At 66.2% G+C, this 16,308-nt stretch carries 3 protein-coding genes; 2 read left to right on the plus strand and 1 reads right to left on the minus strand.

The features are described from left to right. The first annotated feature begins 170 nt into the window (after positions 1-170). Both HU736_RS01130 and pvdP read left to right on the plus strand, forming a co-directional pair. The gene (locus HU736_RS01130; protein WP_186698743.1) at positions 171-13,124 is read left to right on the plus strand and encodes a non-ribosomal peptide synthetase; all 12,954 of its coding nucleotides are present in this window, start codon (positions 171-173) and stop codon (positions 13,122-13,124) included. 126 nt (positions 13,125-13,250) lie between these two features. Then, on the plus strand, positions 13,251-14,870 hold the full coding sequence (pvdP, locus tag HU736_RS01135) for a pyoverdine maturation tyrosinase PvdP (protein ID WP_186698745.1): 1,620 nt from the start codon (positions 13,251-13,253) through the stop codon (positions 14,868-14,870). Between the two features lie 33 nt (positions 14,871-14,903). Here the strand turns inward: pvdP and HU736_RS01140 are convergent, their stop codons facing one another. Beyond that, entirely contained in the window at positions 14,904-16,307 is a 1,404-nt protein-coding gene (locus HU736_RS01140) for an efflux transporter outer membrane subunit (protein ID WP_186698747.1), read from the minus strand. Between the last annotated feature and the right edge of the window lies 1 nt (position 16,308).

Below are 16,308 nucleotides of genomic sequence, written 5' to 3' on the forward strand. Positions count from 1 at the left end.
TTCGTGTTTGATCTAAGCCTGCCCTCGCAAAGTCATCCCCCTCGCTGCCCGCACTGTTAATTATTTGTCCTGCCCATCCGTTCCCCTGTGTACCCAAGGCCGCCTACGCCGCCCGCATTCAGCGAGGCAACGCCCAGGCCCGACTTACCCAGACACTGGCAGGAACACCCATGACGGACGCCTTCGAACTCCCGCACTCGCTGGTCCAGGCCCTGGCGCAACGCGCCAAGCAGACCCCCGAGCGGATCGCCTTGCGCTTTCTGGCCGATGACCCGCGCGAGCAGGCAGTACTGACCTATCAGGCGCTGGATGCGCGGGCGCGGACCATCGCCGCAGCACTGCAGGCGCGGGCCGAGTTCGGTGATCGGGCGGTGCTGTTGTTCCCCAGCGGTGCCGATTACGTCGCGGCGTTCTTCGGCTGCCTGTATGCGGGTGTGATTGCCGTGCCGGCCTATCCGCCAGAGTCTGCCAAGCGCCATCATCAACAGCGCCTGTTGTCGATCATCGACGATGCCCAGCCGCGCTTGCTGCTGACCGTGGAAGCACTGCGCGACAGCCTGCAGGAACTTGACGCGCTCGCTGCTGACGGCGCGCCGCAGTTGCTGGCGGTCGACCAGCTCGACCCGGCGCTGGCGGCGCAGTGGCGCGAGCCGCAGTTGGCGGGCGATGACATCGCCTTCTTGCAGTACACCTCAGGCTCTACCGCATTGCCCAAGGGCGTGCAGGTCAGCCATGCCAACCTGATCGCCAACGAGCAACTGATTCGCCAGGGCTTTGGCATCGACCTGAACCCCGACGACGTCATCGTCAGCTGGCTGCCGCTGTACCACGACATGGGCTTGATCGGCGGCTTGCTACAGCCGATCTTCAGTGGTGTGCCGTGTGTGCTGATGTCGCCGGGGTACTTCCTGGCCCGGCCGCTGCGCTGGCTGCAGGCGATCAGCGAGTACGGCGGCACCATCAGCGGCGGGCCGGATTTTGCCTACCGCCTGTGCAGTGAACGGGTTAGCGAAGCGGCCTTGGCCGGGCTCGACCTGAGCCGCTGGCGGGTGGCGTATTCGGGTTCCGAGCCGATCCGTCAGGACAGCCTGGAAACCTTTGCCAGCAAGTTTCAGCCATGCGGCTTCGAGCGCAGCAGCTACTTCGCCAGTTACGGCCTGGCCGAAGCCACCTTGTTCGTCAGCGGCAGCCGTCGCGCGCAAGGCATTGCTGCTCTGCAGGTCGATGCCCAGGCGCTGGCCCAGCACCGTATCGAAAGCGGCGAGGGTAGTGTGTTGATGAGCTGCGGCTATCCGCAACCCGAGCACGCCGTGTGCATCGTCGAGCCACAGCAGCAACAGCTGCTGGCGGATAACCAGGTCGGGGAAATCTGGGCCGCCGGCCCGAGCATCGCCCGTGGCTATTGGCGCAACCCGCAAGCGACGGCACGCACCTTCGTCGAGATGAACGGCCAGACCTGGCTGCGCACTGGCGACCTGGGCTTTATCCGCGACGGCGAGGTATTCGTCACTGGGCGCCTGAAAGACATGCTCATCGTACGTGGGCAAAACCTCTACCCGCAGGACCTTGAGCAGACCCTCGAGCGCGAAGTCGAAGGGCTGCGCAAGGGGCGGGTGGCGGTATTCGTCGTCGACGACAACGGCGAGGAGGGCATCGGTGTCGCTGTCGAAGTGAGCCGCAATGTGCAGAAGTCGACCGCTTCCGAGGCGCTGATCAAGACCCTGCGCCAGGTGATCGCCGATGCCTGTCGGCAGGCACCGGCAGCAGTGCTGCTGCTCAACCCCGGCGCGCTACCGAAGACTTCCAGCGGCAAGCTGCAACGCGCGGCCTGTCGCCAGCGCATGGATGACGGCAGCCTTGATTGCTACGCGCGCTTCCCTGCGATCAGCAGCGTGGCGTCGGTGGCTCCTGTGACAGAGCCTCTGCAAGCGCGCATCGCTGCCATCTGGTGTGACCTGCTCAAGGTCGAAGCGGTGGCGGCCGATGACCACTTCCTGCTGCTGGGTGGCAACTCGATTGCCGCCACGCAGGCGACCGCGCAATTGGCAGACGAGCTTGGCATCGAGCTGAGCCTGCGCACCCTGTTCGACGCCCCGCTGCTGGCTGACTACAGCGCAGCGGTAGCTGCACTGCTGGCTGACGGCGGTCAGCAGCGCACTCAGATCGACGTGCGCGGCCGCGCTCAGCCACTGGCGCAGTCGCTGGCGCAAAACCGCCTGTGGCTACTGTGGCAGCTGCAACCGCAGTCGGCAGCCTACAACATCCCGGCCGGGCTGCACCTGCGCGGCGAACTCGACGTTGCCGCGCTGCAGCACAGCCTGCAAGCGCTGGTCAGCCGGCATGAATCGCTGCGTACGGTGTTCAGCGAAGTCGACGGCCAGGCCCTGCAACGGGTGCTGCCTGAGCTGCAACTGGAACTCGCTCAGCTTGACCTGCATGGGCTGGACCCCGCGCAGGTTGCGGCCCGCCGCGAAGCCGAGGCGCAGCAGCCGTTCGATCTGGGCAATGGGCCGCTGCTGCGCGCTACTCTGGCGCGGCTGGATGATGAGCAGCACCAGCTGTGGCTGACGCTGCACCACATCGTCGCTGACGGCTGGTCGCTGAACATTCTGCTGGATGAGTTCGCTCGCCTGTACGCGGCCCGCTGCCAGGGCCAGCACGTCAGCCTGCCAGCGCTGCCGTTGGGCTACGCCGACTACGGCATCTGGCAGCGCCAGTGGCTGGCCGAGGGCGCGGCCGCGGCACAACTCGAATACTGGCAAGCGCAATTGGGTGATGATCTGCCGGTGCTCGATCTGGCCACCGATCAGCCGCGTTCAAGCCAGCGCACACTGCGCGCCGAGCGCCTCAGCGTAAAAGTCCCGGCCCAGCTCACCACCGCGCTCAAGCAGCTTGCCGAGCAGCAACAGGCCAGCCTGTTCATGGTCCTGCTGGCCGCCTGGCAGGGCCTGCTGCACCGCTACAGCGGGCAGACCGACATCCGCGTTGGCGTGCCCAATGCCAACCGCCCACGCCTGGAAACTCAGGGCATGGTTGGCTTCTTCATCAATACCCAGGTGCTGCGTGCGCAGCTCGATGGCCGCCAGCCGTTCAGCCAGTTGCTGGCCCAGGTGCGTCAGGCCACGATCGAGGCGCAGGCGCATCAGGACCTGCCGTTCGAGCAACTGCTTGAAGCACTGCCGCAGGCTCGTGAGCAGGGCCTGTTCCAGGTCATGTTCAACCATCAGCAACGCGACCTGTCGGCGCTGCGCCGCCTGCCTGGTTTGCTCGCCGAAGAGTTGCCATGGCACAGCCGTGAAGCCAAGTTCGACCTGCAACTGCACAGCGAAGAAGACCAGCAGGGCCGCCTCAGCCTGGCCTTCGACTATGCCGCCGAGCTGTTCGACGCGGCCACCGTGCGGCGTATGTCGCAGCACCTGCTGGCCTTGCTCGAACAGGTCAGCGCGCAGCCGCAGCTGGCGCTTGGCGATGTGCAGTTGCTTGATGCCGCCTCGCGCACGCAATTGCTGCAGTGGGGCCAGTGCGCAGCGCCGGCGGCGCAGCGCTTGCTGGTCGAGCAGCTCAACGAACAGGCGCGCCTGACCCCGCAACAGCCGGCTCTGCTCTGGGACGGCGGCAGCCTCGATTACGCCAGCCTGCACCAGCAAGCCAACCGCCTGGCGCACTACCTGCGCGACAAAGGTGTCGGCCCCGATACCTGTGTGGCGATTGCCCTGCAGCGCTCGCCGCAGTTGTTGGTCGGCTTGCTGGCGATCCTCAAGGCCGGTGGCGCCTATGTGCCGCTGGACGTCGATTACCCTGCCGAGCGGCTGGCATTCATGCTCGCCGACTGCGGCGCGAGCCTGTTGCTCAGCCACAGCGACTGTCTGGCACAGCTGCCGCAGCGTGCCGAGGTCAGCGTGATCGCCCTTGACCAGTTGCACCTGGACAGCTGGCCAAGCCATGCGCCGGGGCTGCATCTGGAAGGCGACAACCTCGCCTACGTAATCTACACCTCAGGCTCCACCGGCCAGCCCAAAGGCGTCGGCAATACCCATGGGGCATTGGCCGAGCGCCTGCAGTGGATGCAGGCCAGCTATTCGCTGGAGGCCAGCGATGTGCTGCTGCAGAAGGCACCGATCAGTTTTGACGTGTCGGTCTGGGAGTGCTTCTGGCCACTGCTCACCGGTTGCCCGTTGGTCCTCGCCGGCCCCGGCGAGCACCGTGATCCGCAGCGCATTGCCGAACTGGTGCAGCAATTTGGCGTGACCACGCTGCACTTCGTCCCGCCGTTGCTGCAGGTGTTTGTCGAGGAGCCGCAGGCTGGGAGCTGCACGAGCCTGCGCCGGCTGTTCTCCGGTGGCGAGGCGTTGTCGGCCAGCCTGCGTGATCGGGTTCTGCAGGTACTGCCGCAGGTGCACCTACACAACCGCTATGGCCCGACCGAAACCGCAATCAACGTAACCCATTGGCATTGCCAGCCCAGCGATGGCGAGCGTTCACCGATTGGCAGGCCGCTGGCCAACGTGCTCTGCCAGGTGCTCGATGACGAGCTCGAGCTGAGCCCGCCAGGTGTGCCGGGCGAGCTGTGCCTGGGTGGCGTCGGCCTGGCTCGGGGTTACCTGGGCCGACCAGGGCTGACCGCCGAGCGCTTCGTGCCGCAGGCCGATGGCAACGGCGCGCGCCTGTACCGCAGCGGCGACCGCGTCCGTTGGTTGCCCGAGCATGCGGCGCTGGAATATCTGGGCCGGCTCGATCAGCAGGTCAAGGTCCGTGGCTTTCGGGTTGAACCCGAAGAAGTGCAGGCCTGCCTGCTGGCTCAGCGGGGCGTCTCTCAGGCGGTGGTGCTGATTCATCAGGACGCGGTTGGTGCGCAGTTGCTCGGCTATTACACCGGTAAGGAGCAGAGCTACGCGCTGCTGGCCGCACTGAGCGAGCGCCTGCCGGCCTATATGGTCCCGGCGCAATTGATCCACCTTGCTCAGATGCCCATCGGCCCGAGCGGCAAGATCGAGCGCAAGGCGCTGCCGGAGCCGGTCTGGCAGCAACGCCAGCACGTCGAGCCGCACACTGCGCTGCAACAGCAGATCGCGGCAATCTGGCGCGAAGTGCTCGGCGTGCCGCAGGTGGGCTTGCAGGATGACTTCTTCGCCCTCGGTGGCCACTCGCTGCTGGCCACCCAGATCGTCTCGCGCACACGCCAGGCGTTGGACGTCGAGCTGCCGTTGAAGACCTTGTTCGATGCCACCGAGCTGGGCGCATTCTGTGTCGAGATTGCCGGGCTGCGCGAGCGCGGCGAGCATAACCAGCAAGGCGCTATTGCGCGGGTCGACCGGCGCCAGGCGGTGCCGCTGTCGTATTCGCAGCAGCGCATGTGGTTCCTCTGGCAGATGGAGCCGGACAGCCCTGCCTACAACGTCGGCGGCCTGGCGCGCCTGCGCGGCACCTTGCACGTGGACGCCTTCGAGCGCGCCCTGCATGCGTTGATTGCCCGTCACGAAACCCTGCGCACCACCTTCCCGAACATCGACGGCGTGCCGTACCAGTGCGTCGCCGAGCACAGCCCATTGCAGGTGCAGTGGCATGACTTCAGCGCGGTGGCTGCCGAGCAGCGCCAACAGCGCCTGCAAGCGCTGGCCGATCAACAGGCGCACCAGCCGTTCGATCTGGAGCGCGGTGCGCTGCTGCGCGCCTGCCTGGTCAAGGCCGGCGAGCGCGAGCACTACTTTGTCCTGACCTTGCACCATATCGTCACCGAAGGCTGGGCGATGGACATCTTTGCCCGCGAACTGGGTGAGCTGTACGAAGCCTTTGTCGATGATCGCGAGTCGCCGCTGGCGCCTTTACCAGTGCAGTACCTGGACTACAGCGTGTGGCAGCGGCAATGGCTGGAAGGCGGCGAAGGCCAGCGCCAGCTGGCCTACTGGCAGGCCCGGCTGGGCGATGAACAGCCGCTGCTGGAACTGCCCAGCGACCGCCCACGGCCGCCGGTGCAGAGCCATCAGGGCGGGCTGTACCGCTTTGACCTCGACCCGGCACTGGCGGCGCGGGTGCATGCGTTCAATGGTGAGCGCGGCCTGACCCTGTTCATGACCATGACCGCCACTCTGGCGGCCTTGCTGCACCGCTACAGCGGCCAGCGCGACCTGCGCATCGGTGCGCCGGTGGCCAACCGGATTCGCCCGGAAAGCGAAGGCCTTATTGGCGCCTTCCTCAACACCCAAGTGCTGCGCTGCGAGCTGGACGGGCAGATGCGTGCAGGCGACCTGCTCGAGCAACTGCGTGACACCATCGTGGCCGGCCAGTCACATCAGGACCTGCCGTTCGAGCAACTGGTCGAAGCCTTGCAACCGGCGCGCAGCAGTGCCTACAACCCGCTGTTCCAGGTGATGTGCAACGTGCAGCGCTGGGCCTTCCAGCAAAGCCGCGAGCTGGCCGGGATGCAAGTCGACTACCTGCTCAACGACGCCAGTGCGACCAAGTTCGACCTGTACCTGGAAGTTACCGACCTGGACGGCCGCCTCGGCTGCTGCCTGACCTACAGCCGCGACCTGTTCGATGAACCGCGCATCGCCCGTATGGCCGAGCACTGGCAACAACTGCTGGCTGGGCTGATCGCCGACCCGCAGCAGCGTCTGTGCGAGCTGCCGATGTTGGCCGCGGGCGAACAACAGGCGCTGCTTGACCAATTGCAGGGCGAGCCTGCTGGCGAGCTGCAAGACACCCTGCACGGTCTGTTCAGCGTGCAAGCCCAGCGCAGCCCGGATGCGCTGGCGCTGACCTTTGCCGGTGAACACCTCAGCTATGCCGCCCTCGACCAGCAGGCCAATCGCCTGGCGCGGGTGCTGCGCGAGCGTGGCGTCGGCCCGCAAGTGCGGGTTGGCCTGGCACTTGAGCGCTCGCTGGAAATGGTCGTTGGCCTGTTGGCAATCCTCAAGGCCGGCGGTGCCTATGTGCCGCTCGACCCGGAATACCCGCTGCAACGCCTGCAGTACATGATCGAAGACAGCCGCATCGGCCTGCTGCTCGGCCAGCGCGATTTGTTCGAGCGGCTCGGCGAGCTGCCGGCCACTGTCGGCCGTTGGTGCCTTGAGGATGATGCCGCAGCCTTGGCTGATTACAGTGATGCTGCGCTGACCAACCTCAGCCTGGCGCAACATCAGGCCTACCTGATCTACACCTCCGGCTCGACCGGCCAGCCCAAGGGCGTGGTGGTCAGCCACGGCGAAATCGCCATGCATTGCCAGGCCGTGATCAGCGCGTTCGGCATGCGCAGCGACGACTGCGAGCTGCACTTCTATTCGATCAACTTCGATGCTGCCAGTGAGCGCTTGCTGGCGCCGCTGTTGTGCGGTGCGCGGGTGGTCTTGCGCGGGCAAGGGCAGTGGGGCGCCGAGGAAATCTGCCAGCTGGTGCGCGAGCAGCAGGTGAACATTCTTGGCTTTACCCCAAGCTACGGCAGCCAGCTGGCTCAATACCTGGCCAGCAGCGCCGAGCAATTGCCAGTGCGTCTGGTAATCACCGGCGGTGAAGCGCTGACCGGCGAGCACCTGCAGCGGATCCGCCAGGCGTTTGTTCCGCAGCAGCTGTTCAACGCCTATGGGCCGACCGAAACCGTGGTCATGCCGCTCGCGTGTCTGGCGCCGACGACGCTGCCGGCCGACGCTGGCAGCGTGCCGATCGGCCAAGTGATCGGCGCTCGCAGCGCGTACGTGCTGAATGACGATCTGGCGCTGTTGCCCCAGGGCGGCATCGGCGAACTGTACATCGGCGGCGCCGGCCTGGCTCAGGGTTATCACGACCGCCCCGGTTTGACCGCCGAGCGTTTTGTCGCCGACCCGTTCAGCCGCGACGGCGGCCGCCTGTACCGCACCGGCGACCGCGTGCGCCTGCGCGCTGATGGCTTGGTCGAATACGTTGGCCGTGCCGACCAGCAAGTGAAGATCCGTGGCTTCCGGATTGAACTGGGTGAAATCGAAAGCCGCCTGCAAGCTCATGCCGACATTGACGAAGCCGTGGTGCTGGCGCTGGATCTGCCCGGCGGCAAGCAACTGGTCGGTTATCTGGTCTGCGCTCAGGCCAACGCCGACGCGGTCACCCAGGCCGATCTGCGCGAAGCGCTGAAGGCTCATGCCCGCCGGCACCTGCCGGACTATATGGTCCCCGCACACCTGGTGCTGCTCGCCCAGCTGCCGCTGATGGGCAACGGCAAGCTCGACCGCCGCGCCTTGCCAGTGCCGGATCTGGAGCTGGTGCAGCTGCATTATCAAGCCCCGGCGAATGCGCTCGAGGAGCAACTGGCGCAGGTCTGGCGGGAGGTGCTCAACGTCACCCGAGTTGGCGTGCAGGACAACTTCTTCGAGCTGGGCGGCGATTCGATTCTGTCGATCCAGGTGGTCAGCCGGGCCCGCCAGCTGGGTCTGCAGTTCACCCCGCGCGACCTGTTCCAACACCAGACCATCCAGGCACTCGCCGCGGTGGTCAGGCACAGCGATGCGCCGAGCGTGATCGAGCAGGGCGCGCGGGTCGGCAGCAGCGCGTTGACGCCGATCCAGCAGTGGTTCTTCGACAGTGAAGTGGTCGAGCCGCAGCATTGGAACCAGGCCGTGCTGTTGCAGGTCCGTGAGCCATTGCTGGCGGCGAGCCTGGAACAGGCGCTGGCCGCGTTGCTGGTCCAGCACGACAGCTTGCGGCTGCGCTTCAGTCAGGTGAACGGTCGCTGGCACGGCGAGTATCAACAGCCGACCAGCGAGCAACTGCTGTGGACGGCGACGGTCGCCGATCTGGACGGCTGCCAGGCGCTGTATACCGATGTGCAACGCAGCCTCGACCTGCAGCAAGGGCCGCTGCTGCGCGCCTTGCTGGTCAGTGATGGGCAAGGCCAGCAGCGTTTGCTGGTCGTTATCCATCACCTGGTGGTCGATGGCGTGTCCTGGCGGGTGCTGCTCGAGGACTTGCAGGCGCTGTACCGCGGCGCCAATCTCGCGCCCAAGACCCATGCCATGGGCGACTGGGCAGCGCGTCTGGTCACCTATGCCGGCAGCGACTCGCTGCGCGATGAGCTTGGCTGGTGGCAGACGCAACTGGCTGGCGTGCGCCGTGAGCTGCCCTGCGATCATCCTCAGGGCGGCAACCTCAACCGACATGCACAGACCCTGAGCATCAACCTTGAGGTCGAACAAACCCGCCAGCTGCTGCAGCAGGCGCCGGCGGCCTATCACACCCAGGTCAACGACCTGCTGCTGACCGCCCTGGCGCGCACCCTGTGCCGCTGGAGCGGTGACCGCGAAGTGCTGGTGCAACTGGAAGGCCACGGCCGCGAAGGCTTGTTCGAAGACCTCGACCTGACCCGCAGCGTCGGCTGGTTTACCAATGCCTATCCACTGGCCTTGGCCATCGAGCCAGGCGACCACGATCAGGCCCAGGCAAGCTCGATCAAACGCATCAAGGAGCAACTGCGCCAGGTGCCGCACAAGGGCATCGGTTACGGCGTACTGCGTTACCTCGCTGACGCCGCCAGCCGCGAAAGCATGGCAGCGCTGCCGCAGGCGCGGATCACCTTCAACTACCTCGGCCAGTTCGACCAGCAGTTCGATGCGCATGCGCTGTTCCAGCCGCTGGATGCGCCGGCGGGCCTGGCTCACGACCTCGACGCAGCGCTGCCCAACTGGCTCAGCGTCGATGGCCAGGTTTACGGCGGTGCCCTGCAACTGCGCTGGACCTTCAGCAGCGAGCGCTACGAGCACGCCACCATCGCCGCGCTGGCCGAAGACTATCGCCGCGAACTGCTGGCGCTGGTTGCCCATTGCCTGGCCGATGGCAACGGCAGCTTCACCCCGTCGGACTTCCCCCTCGCGCACCTGAGCCAGGAGCAGATCGACAGCCTGCCCGTACCCGCTGCGCAAATCGACGACGTCTACCCGATGACGCCGATGCAGGAGGGCATGCTCCTGCATACCCTGCTCGAGCCAGGCACCGGCATCTACTACATGCAGGACCGCTACCGCATCAACAGCGCGCTCGAGCCGCAGCGCTTTGCCCAGGCCTGGCAGGCGGTAGTCGCCCGCCACGAAGCCCTGCGTGCCTCGTTCAGCTGGAGCGCCGGCGAAGCGATGCTGCAGATCATCCATAAGCCGGGCAACACCGCGGTCGACTATCAGGACTGGCGCGAGCTGGATGACGAGTCCCAGGAGCAACGTCTGCAAGCGCTGCATAAGCAGGAACGCGAAGCGGGCTTCGAATTGCTCAGCCAGGCGCCGTTCCACCTGCGCCTGGTGCGCGTGGCCGACGAGCGTTACTGGTTCATGATGAGCAATCACCACATCCTGATCGATGCCTGGTGCCGCTCGTTGCTGATGAACGACTTCTTCGAGATCTATCAGGCGCTCGGTGAGGGCCGCCAGGCGCAACTGCCAGTGCCGCCGCGCTATCGCGATTACATCGGCTGGCTGCAACGTCAGAATCTCGATGAAGCGCGCCAGTGGTGGCAAGCCAACCTGGCCGGATTCGAGCGTGCCACGGCGCTGCCCAGCGATCGACCGCTGCGCCACGACCACGCCGGTGACGGCATGATCGTCGGCGACTGCTATACCCGCCTTCAGGTCGAGCAGGGCGCCCGCCTGCGCGAGTTGGCCCAGGCCCACCAGTTGACCATCAATACCTTCGCCCAGGCGGCCTGGGCACTGGTGCTGGCGCGCTACAGCGGCGAGCGCGACGTGGTCTTCGGCGTTACCGTGGCTGGGCGGCCGGTGAGTATGCCGCAGATGCAGCGCACGGTTGGCCTGTTCATCAACAGCGTGGCCCTGCGTGTGCAATTGCCGGCGCCGGGGCAGCAGCAAAGTGTGCGGAAGTGGCTGCAGGGCCTGCTCGAGCGCAACATGGAGCTGCGTGAATACGAGTACCTGCCGTTGGTGGCGATTCAGGAGCGCAGCGAGCTGCCTAAGGGCCAGGCGCTGTTCGACAGCCTGTTCGTGTTCGAGAATGCGCCAGTGGAAACCGCCGTGCTCGACCACGCCCAGCACCTCAATGCCAGCTCTGACTCGGGCCGGACCCACACCAACTTCCCGCTGACCGCAGTGTGCTACCCCGGTGATGACCTAGGCCTGCACCTGTCGTTTGACCAGCGCTATTTCGATCACGCCACGGTCGAGCGTTTGCTGGCCGAGTTCAAGCGCTTGCTGCTGGCGCTGGTTGAGGGCTTTGACGGCGAGGTCAGCGCGCTGGCGTTGCTCGGCGCTGAAGAACATCGCTTCCTGCTCGAAGACTGCAACCGCAGCGAGCACGCCTATAGCCTTGAGCAGAGCTATGTCGAGCTGTTTGAAGCACGCGTCGCCGCGCATCCGCAGCGGGTCGTGGCGCGCTGCCTGGAGGCCAGTTATGACTACGCCGGGCTCAACCTGGCCGCCAACCGCATGGGCCACGCGCTGTTCGCAGCGGGCGTCGCCATCGATCAACCCGTAGCCCTGCTGGCCGAGCGTGGCTTGCCGCTGCTGGGCATGATCGTCGGTAGCTTCAAGGCCGGCGCGGGCTATCTGCCGCTCGACCCCGGCTTGCCAGCGGCGCGCCTGCAACGCATCGTCGAGCTGAGCCGCACGCCGCTGCTGGTGTGCACCGCCGCCCACGCCGAACAGGCGCGGCAACTGCTGGATGAGCTGGCCGGTGCCGTACGGCCAACCTTGCTGGTGTGGGAAGAAATTCAGGCCAGCGCCGTGGCTAGCCATAACCCAGGCGTCTACAGCGGCCCGGACAACCTCGCCTATGTGATCTACACCTCCGGCTCCACCGGTTTGCCCAAGGGGGTGATGGTCGAGCAGCGTGGCATGCTCAACAACCAGTTGAGCAAGGTGCCGTACCTGGGGCTGGACGAGCACGACGTGATCGCCCAGACCGCGTCGCAAAGTTTTGATATTTCGGTCTGGCAGTTCCTCGCCGCGCCGTTGTTCGGTGCCCGCGTGGAGATCGTGCCGAACGCCATCGCGCATGACCCGCAAGGCTTGCTCAGCCATGTGCAGGCGAGCGGGATCAGCGTGCTGGAAAGCGTGCCGTCGCTGATTCAGGGCATGCTCGCCAACCCCGAGCAGCGCCTGGACCGGCTGCGCTGGATGCTGCCAACCGGCGAGGCGATGCCGCCCGAGCTGGCCGCGCAATGGCTGCAACGCTACCCGGCGATTGGCCTGGTCAACGCTTATGGGCCGGCCGAGTGCTCGGATGACGTGGCGTTCTTCCGCGTCGATGCAGCGTCGACCGAAGGCAGCTACCTGCCGATCGGTACGCCGACCGACAACAACCGGCTGTACCTGCTGGGTGAAGAACAGACCCTGGTGCCGCTGGGTGCAGTGGGCGAGTTGTGCGTGGCCGGCACCGGGGTGGGCCGCGGCTATGTCGGCGACCCGGTGCGCACGGCACTGGCGTTCATCCCGCATCCATACGGCGCGCCGGGAGAGCGCTTGTACCGCACGGGTGATCTGGCCCGGCGCCGGGTAGACGGCGTGCTCGAATACGTCGGCCGCATCGATCATCAGGTGAAGGTCCGCGGTTATCGGATCGAGCTGGGCGAGATCGAAGCGCGCCTGCATGAGCAAGGCGAGATCCGCGACGCCGCTGTCGGTGTGCAGGAAGGCGTCAACGGCAAGCATCTGGTCGGCTATCTGGTGGCGCATCACGGCGTGACTGCCGATGCAGCCTTGCTTGAACAGGTCAAACAGCGCCTGCGCAGCGACCTGCCGGAGTACATGGTGCCGTTGCACTGGGGCTGGTTCGACAGCCTGCCGCACAACGCCAACGGCAAGCTCGATCGCAAAGCGCTGCCAGCCATCGATATAGGTGCTCAGCACAGCCAGGACTACCTGGCGCCGCGCAGCGAGCTGGAAGTGACACTGGCCGCGATCTGGGCCGATGTGCTCGGCAGCGAGCGGGTAGGCGTGCGCGACAACTTCTTCGAGCTTGGCGGCCACTCGCTGCTGGCCACTCAGATCGCCTCGCGGGTGCAGAAGCAGCTGCAGCTGAACGTGCCGCTGCGGGCAATGTTCGAGTGCAGCACGGTGGAGGAGCTGGCGCTGTATGTCGAAGGGCTGCAGGGCAGTGTGCTGGATGACGACAAGGTCGACCGCTTGAGCGACCTGATGGCCGAGCTGGAAGGCTTCTGACAGCTGCGGCGGGCGGGCGCCTGTCGCCCGCTCGCCGGCGCCTGGCCGAGCGTTAAATTCAACCTGTGGTTATCCGTTCTAGCTTGGACACCACCTGCAGCACCATCGCATTTGATCAGAGGCGCAATGACCATTTCTCGACGCGGCTTCATCGCTGGCCTGGCGCTGGCGGGGGCCACTGGCACGGCGGCTTACTACGCGCACAGGGAGCTGACCCACGACCCGGCCGACGACATCGTTACCCCCGGCGAAGCGACGGTGGAGCCTGCCGATTTCACCGGCCAGGTGCTCGCCGAGCAGATGCGCGGTGTTTGGGACCTGCGCTTCGAGGGCGTTGATGGCGGACTGGAGGGCTTGCCACTCACGGGCGTGCAGGCGTTTATCGACGTCGCCACCAAGGGCCGTGGCCTGCGTGGTTTTGTCGATACTGGCGAGCAGTTGCGCGCTGACGGTGTGGCTGCCTACCGCATTCTCGGGGACCTGGTCGGGGCCAATTCGCGGCAGGTGCGCTGGCGTTTGATCAGCCTGCGCGGCGGCCCCAGCTACGAGTGCATCGCCAGCCTGGATGAGGTCTGGGGCGAGTTCGGCAATGCCGGCAACGCCAGCCTCAGTGGCCGCTTGCAACGGGTCGACCGCTCGCTGACCCTGCCGGTGCCGGACAGCCGCTTCGTTGCGATCAAACGCAGTTTCCCCGAAGCGCGTGAGCGCCTGAAGTACAACGCGGCGATGCAGGCCTGGGTGATCAGCCCCGAACATCGCTTGTTCCATCAGCTCTGGCACGCCACCCGCGACCAGTGGCACAAGCTCCCCGAAGACAAGCGCAACGCCCTGCGTGGGCTCGGTTGGCAACCCGGCCCACGTGAGCAGGAGCGCGATGCCCGCGGCCCGCGCAAGCACCGCAATGGCTCGGGTATCGACTTTCTGTTCATGCACCGGCACATGCTCGCGGCAGCGCGGCAGTTGCAGGACTTGCCCGCCTGGCAGCAGTTTCCGCTGCCGCAGCCCAACGTCGAGTTCGACCGTCAGGGCTTCGCCCGCTACCACGAAAACCACGACGGCTGCTGTGTGCCGCCCAGCTGGCAGGCGCCGGGTGACGAGCCGTATGGCCAGTGGGTGGCAGCGATCAAGGCCAGCGAAACGTTCTGCAGCAACTTCCAGGTGTGGGAGTCGCAGTATCAGGACCCGCAGTACCTGGCCAGGCTCAGCCTGGGCGAGCTTGGTTCGGAAATGGAAATGACCCTGCACGACTGGCTGCACATGTGCTGGGCCTCGGTCCCGCGCGACCCAAGCAACGGCGCTCCGGTACCGTTTGCCCGCGATCCGAGCGACTTTGCTGCGCGCTGGTTCGGTGCCGACAACGACTTTCTTGGCGATCCATTTTCATCCCACGTCAACCCGGTGTTCTGGGGCTTTCATGGCTGGATCGACGAGCGCATCGAGGACTGGTATCAGGCCCATGAGCGGCTGCACCCGGGCCAGGTGCGCCGGCTTGAGGTGAGCGGGGTGAAGTGGTTTGCGCCTGGACGCTTCGTCGAGGTCGGCGATCCGTGGCTGGGGCCGGACACCCACGGTTGCAGCAGCACGCCCGGCCTGCGCCTGGGCAAGTCGGTGGAAATGGACGTAGAGACCATGAAGCTGGCTCTGCGCATCACTTTTGGTGAAGACGACACGCTCGCCGGGTTGGTGCGCAAGGTGCCGCAGCGGCCTTGGTATGCGCGGCACTTGTCGCTGAAGAATATCGTCTGAAGCCGGCCTGGGGCCGCGGCCCCGGGCGCTCGCCTACTGCTCGACCTGCCAGCCACCCCCCAGGGCTTTGTACAGCGCTACGCTTCCTTGCAGGCGGGCCAGACGCAGTTGCGCCTGCTGATCCTGGGCCAGGTACAGCGTGCGCTGGGTTTCGAGCACGCTGAGCAGGGTTTCGGCGCCGGCGCTGTAGCGGCGTTGGGCGATATCGAAAGCCAGCCTGGCCTGGGTGAGTTCCTCATCCTGCCATTGGCGCTGACGGTCTATCCCGCTGATCGCGTTGAGCGCCTTTTCCACATCGGCAAAGCCGGCAACGATGCTGCTGCGGTAGTTCTCCAGCAGTTCTTCCTGCTCGGCCGTGGCCAGGTCGCGGGCCGCACTGAGGCGGCCGTTATTGAAGATTGGCCCGATCAGCCCGGCTGTCAGGGTGTAGTAGGGGCTGTCGAGGATGTCGGCGAAGGTGCGCGCGCCACTGCCCAGTTCGGCGCCCAGGGTCAGCCGCGGCAACAGTGCAGCGCGGGCGACTTGAATATTGGCACTGGCGGCGGCCAGACGTGCTTCGGCGGCGGCGATGTCCGGACGGCGGCCGAGCAGGTCGCTGGGCACACCACTGCCGATCTGTGGCCAGCGCACGGCGCTGATGCTGGCGCTGGTCTGCGGCAGGTTCTGCACCGGTTCGCCGAGCAGTGTGGCCAGCGTCACCCGGTTGTCTTGCCACTGTTGTTCGAGCAACGGCACTTGCCGTTCCTGTGCGGCGACCAGACTGCGCTGCTGGGCAAGCTCCAGGCGGGTGGCAGACCCCGCACCCTGACGCGCCTCGACCACGCCGAGCACATCGCGCGCGTTGGCCAGGTTGAGGCGGGCGATGCGCAGTTGCTCTTGCAGGGTCAGGCCGCGCAGGTAGCTGTCGGCAACGGCGCTGGTCAGGGTCAGCTCGACGGTGTGCCGATCAAAGCGGCTGGCGTCGACCTCGCGCAGGGCGCTGTCGCGAGCGGCGCGCACACCGCCCCAGAAGTCCACCTCGTAGCTGGCGCTCAAGCGTGCATCGAAGGCGGTGCTGGTGCGCTCGCTGCTGCTGGCGTCGAGCTGGTCGTTACCCTCGCCACGCAGCAGCCGCTGGCGGCTGGCGTCGAGGCCGTATTGCAGGTCCGGCAGTAACGGCGCGCCGGCAATCACCGCTCGTGCCTGCGCCTGGCGTACCCGTGCGGCAGCGCCGGCAAGGTCGTGGCTGTTGAGCCGGGCGCGCTCGACCAGACCGTCCAGCTCGCTGCTGGCAAACGCCTGCCACCAGCGGGCATTTGGCAGCGGGTGGTTATTGACCTCACTGCCGCCCTGCCAGGCCGACGGTGCCGGAAGGTTGGCCTCGGGGGCGGGCGCGGTGCTGCAGGCGGCGAGGGCAAGGCTCAGGGATAACAGGCTGATGCAGCTGGGCAAGGTCATG

The sequence above is a fragment of the Pseudomonas shirazensis genome (assembly GCF_014268785.2).
GTDB lineage: Bacteria > Pseudomonadota > Gammaproteobacteria > Pseudomonadales > Pseudomonadaceae > Aquipseudomonas > Aquipseudomonas shirazensis.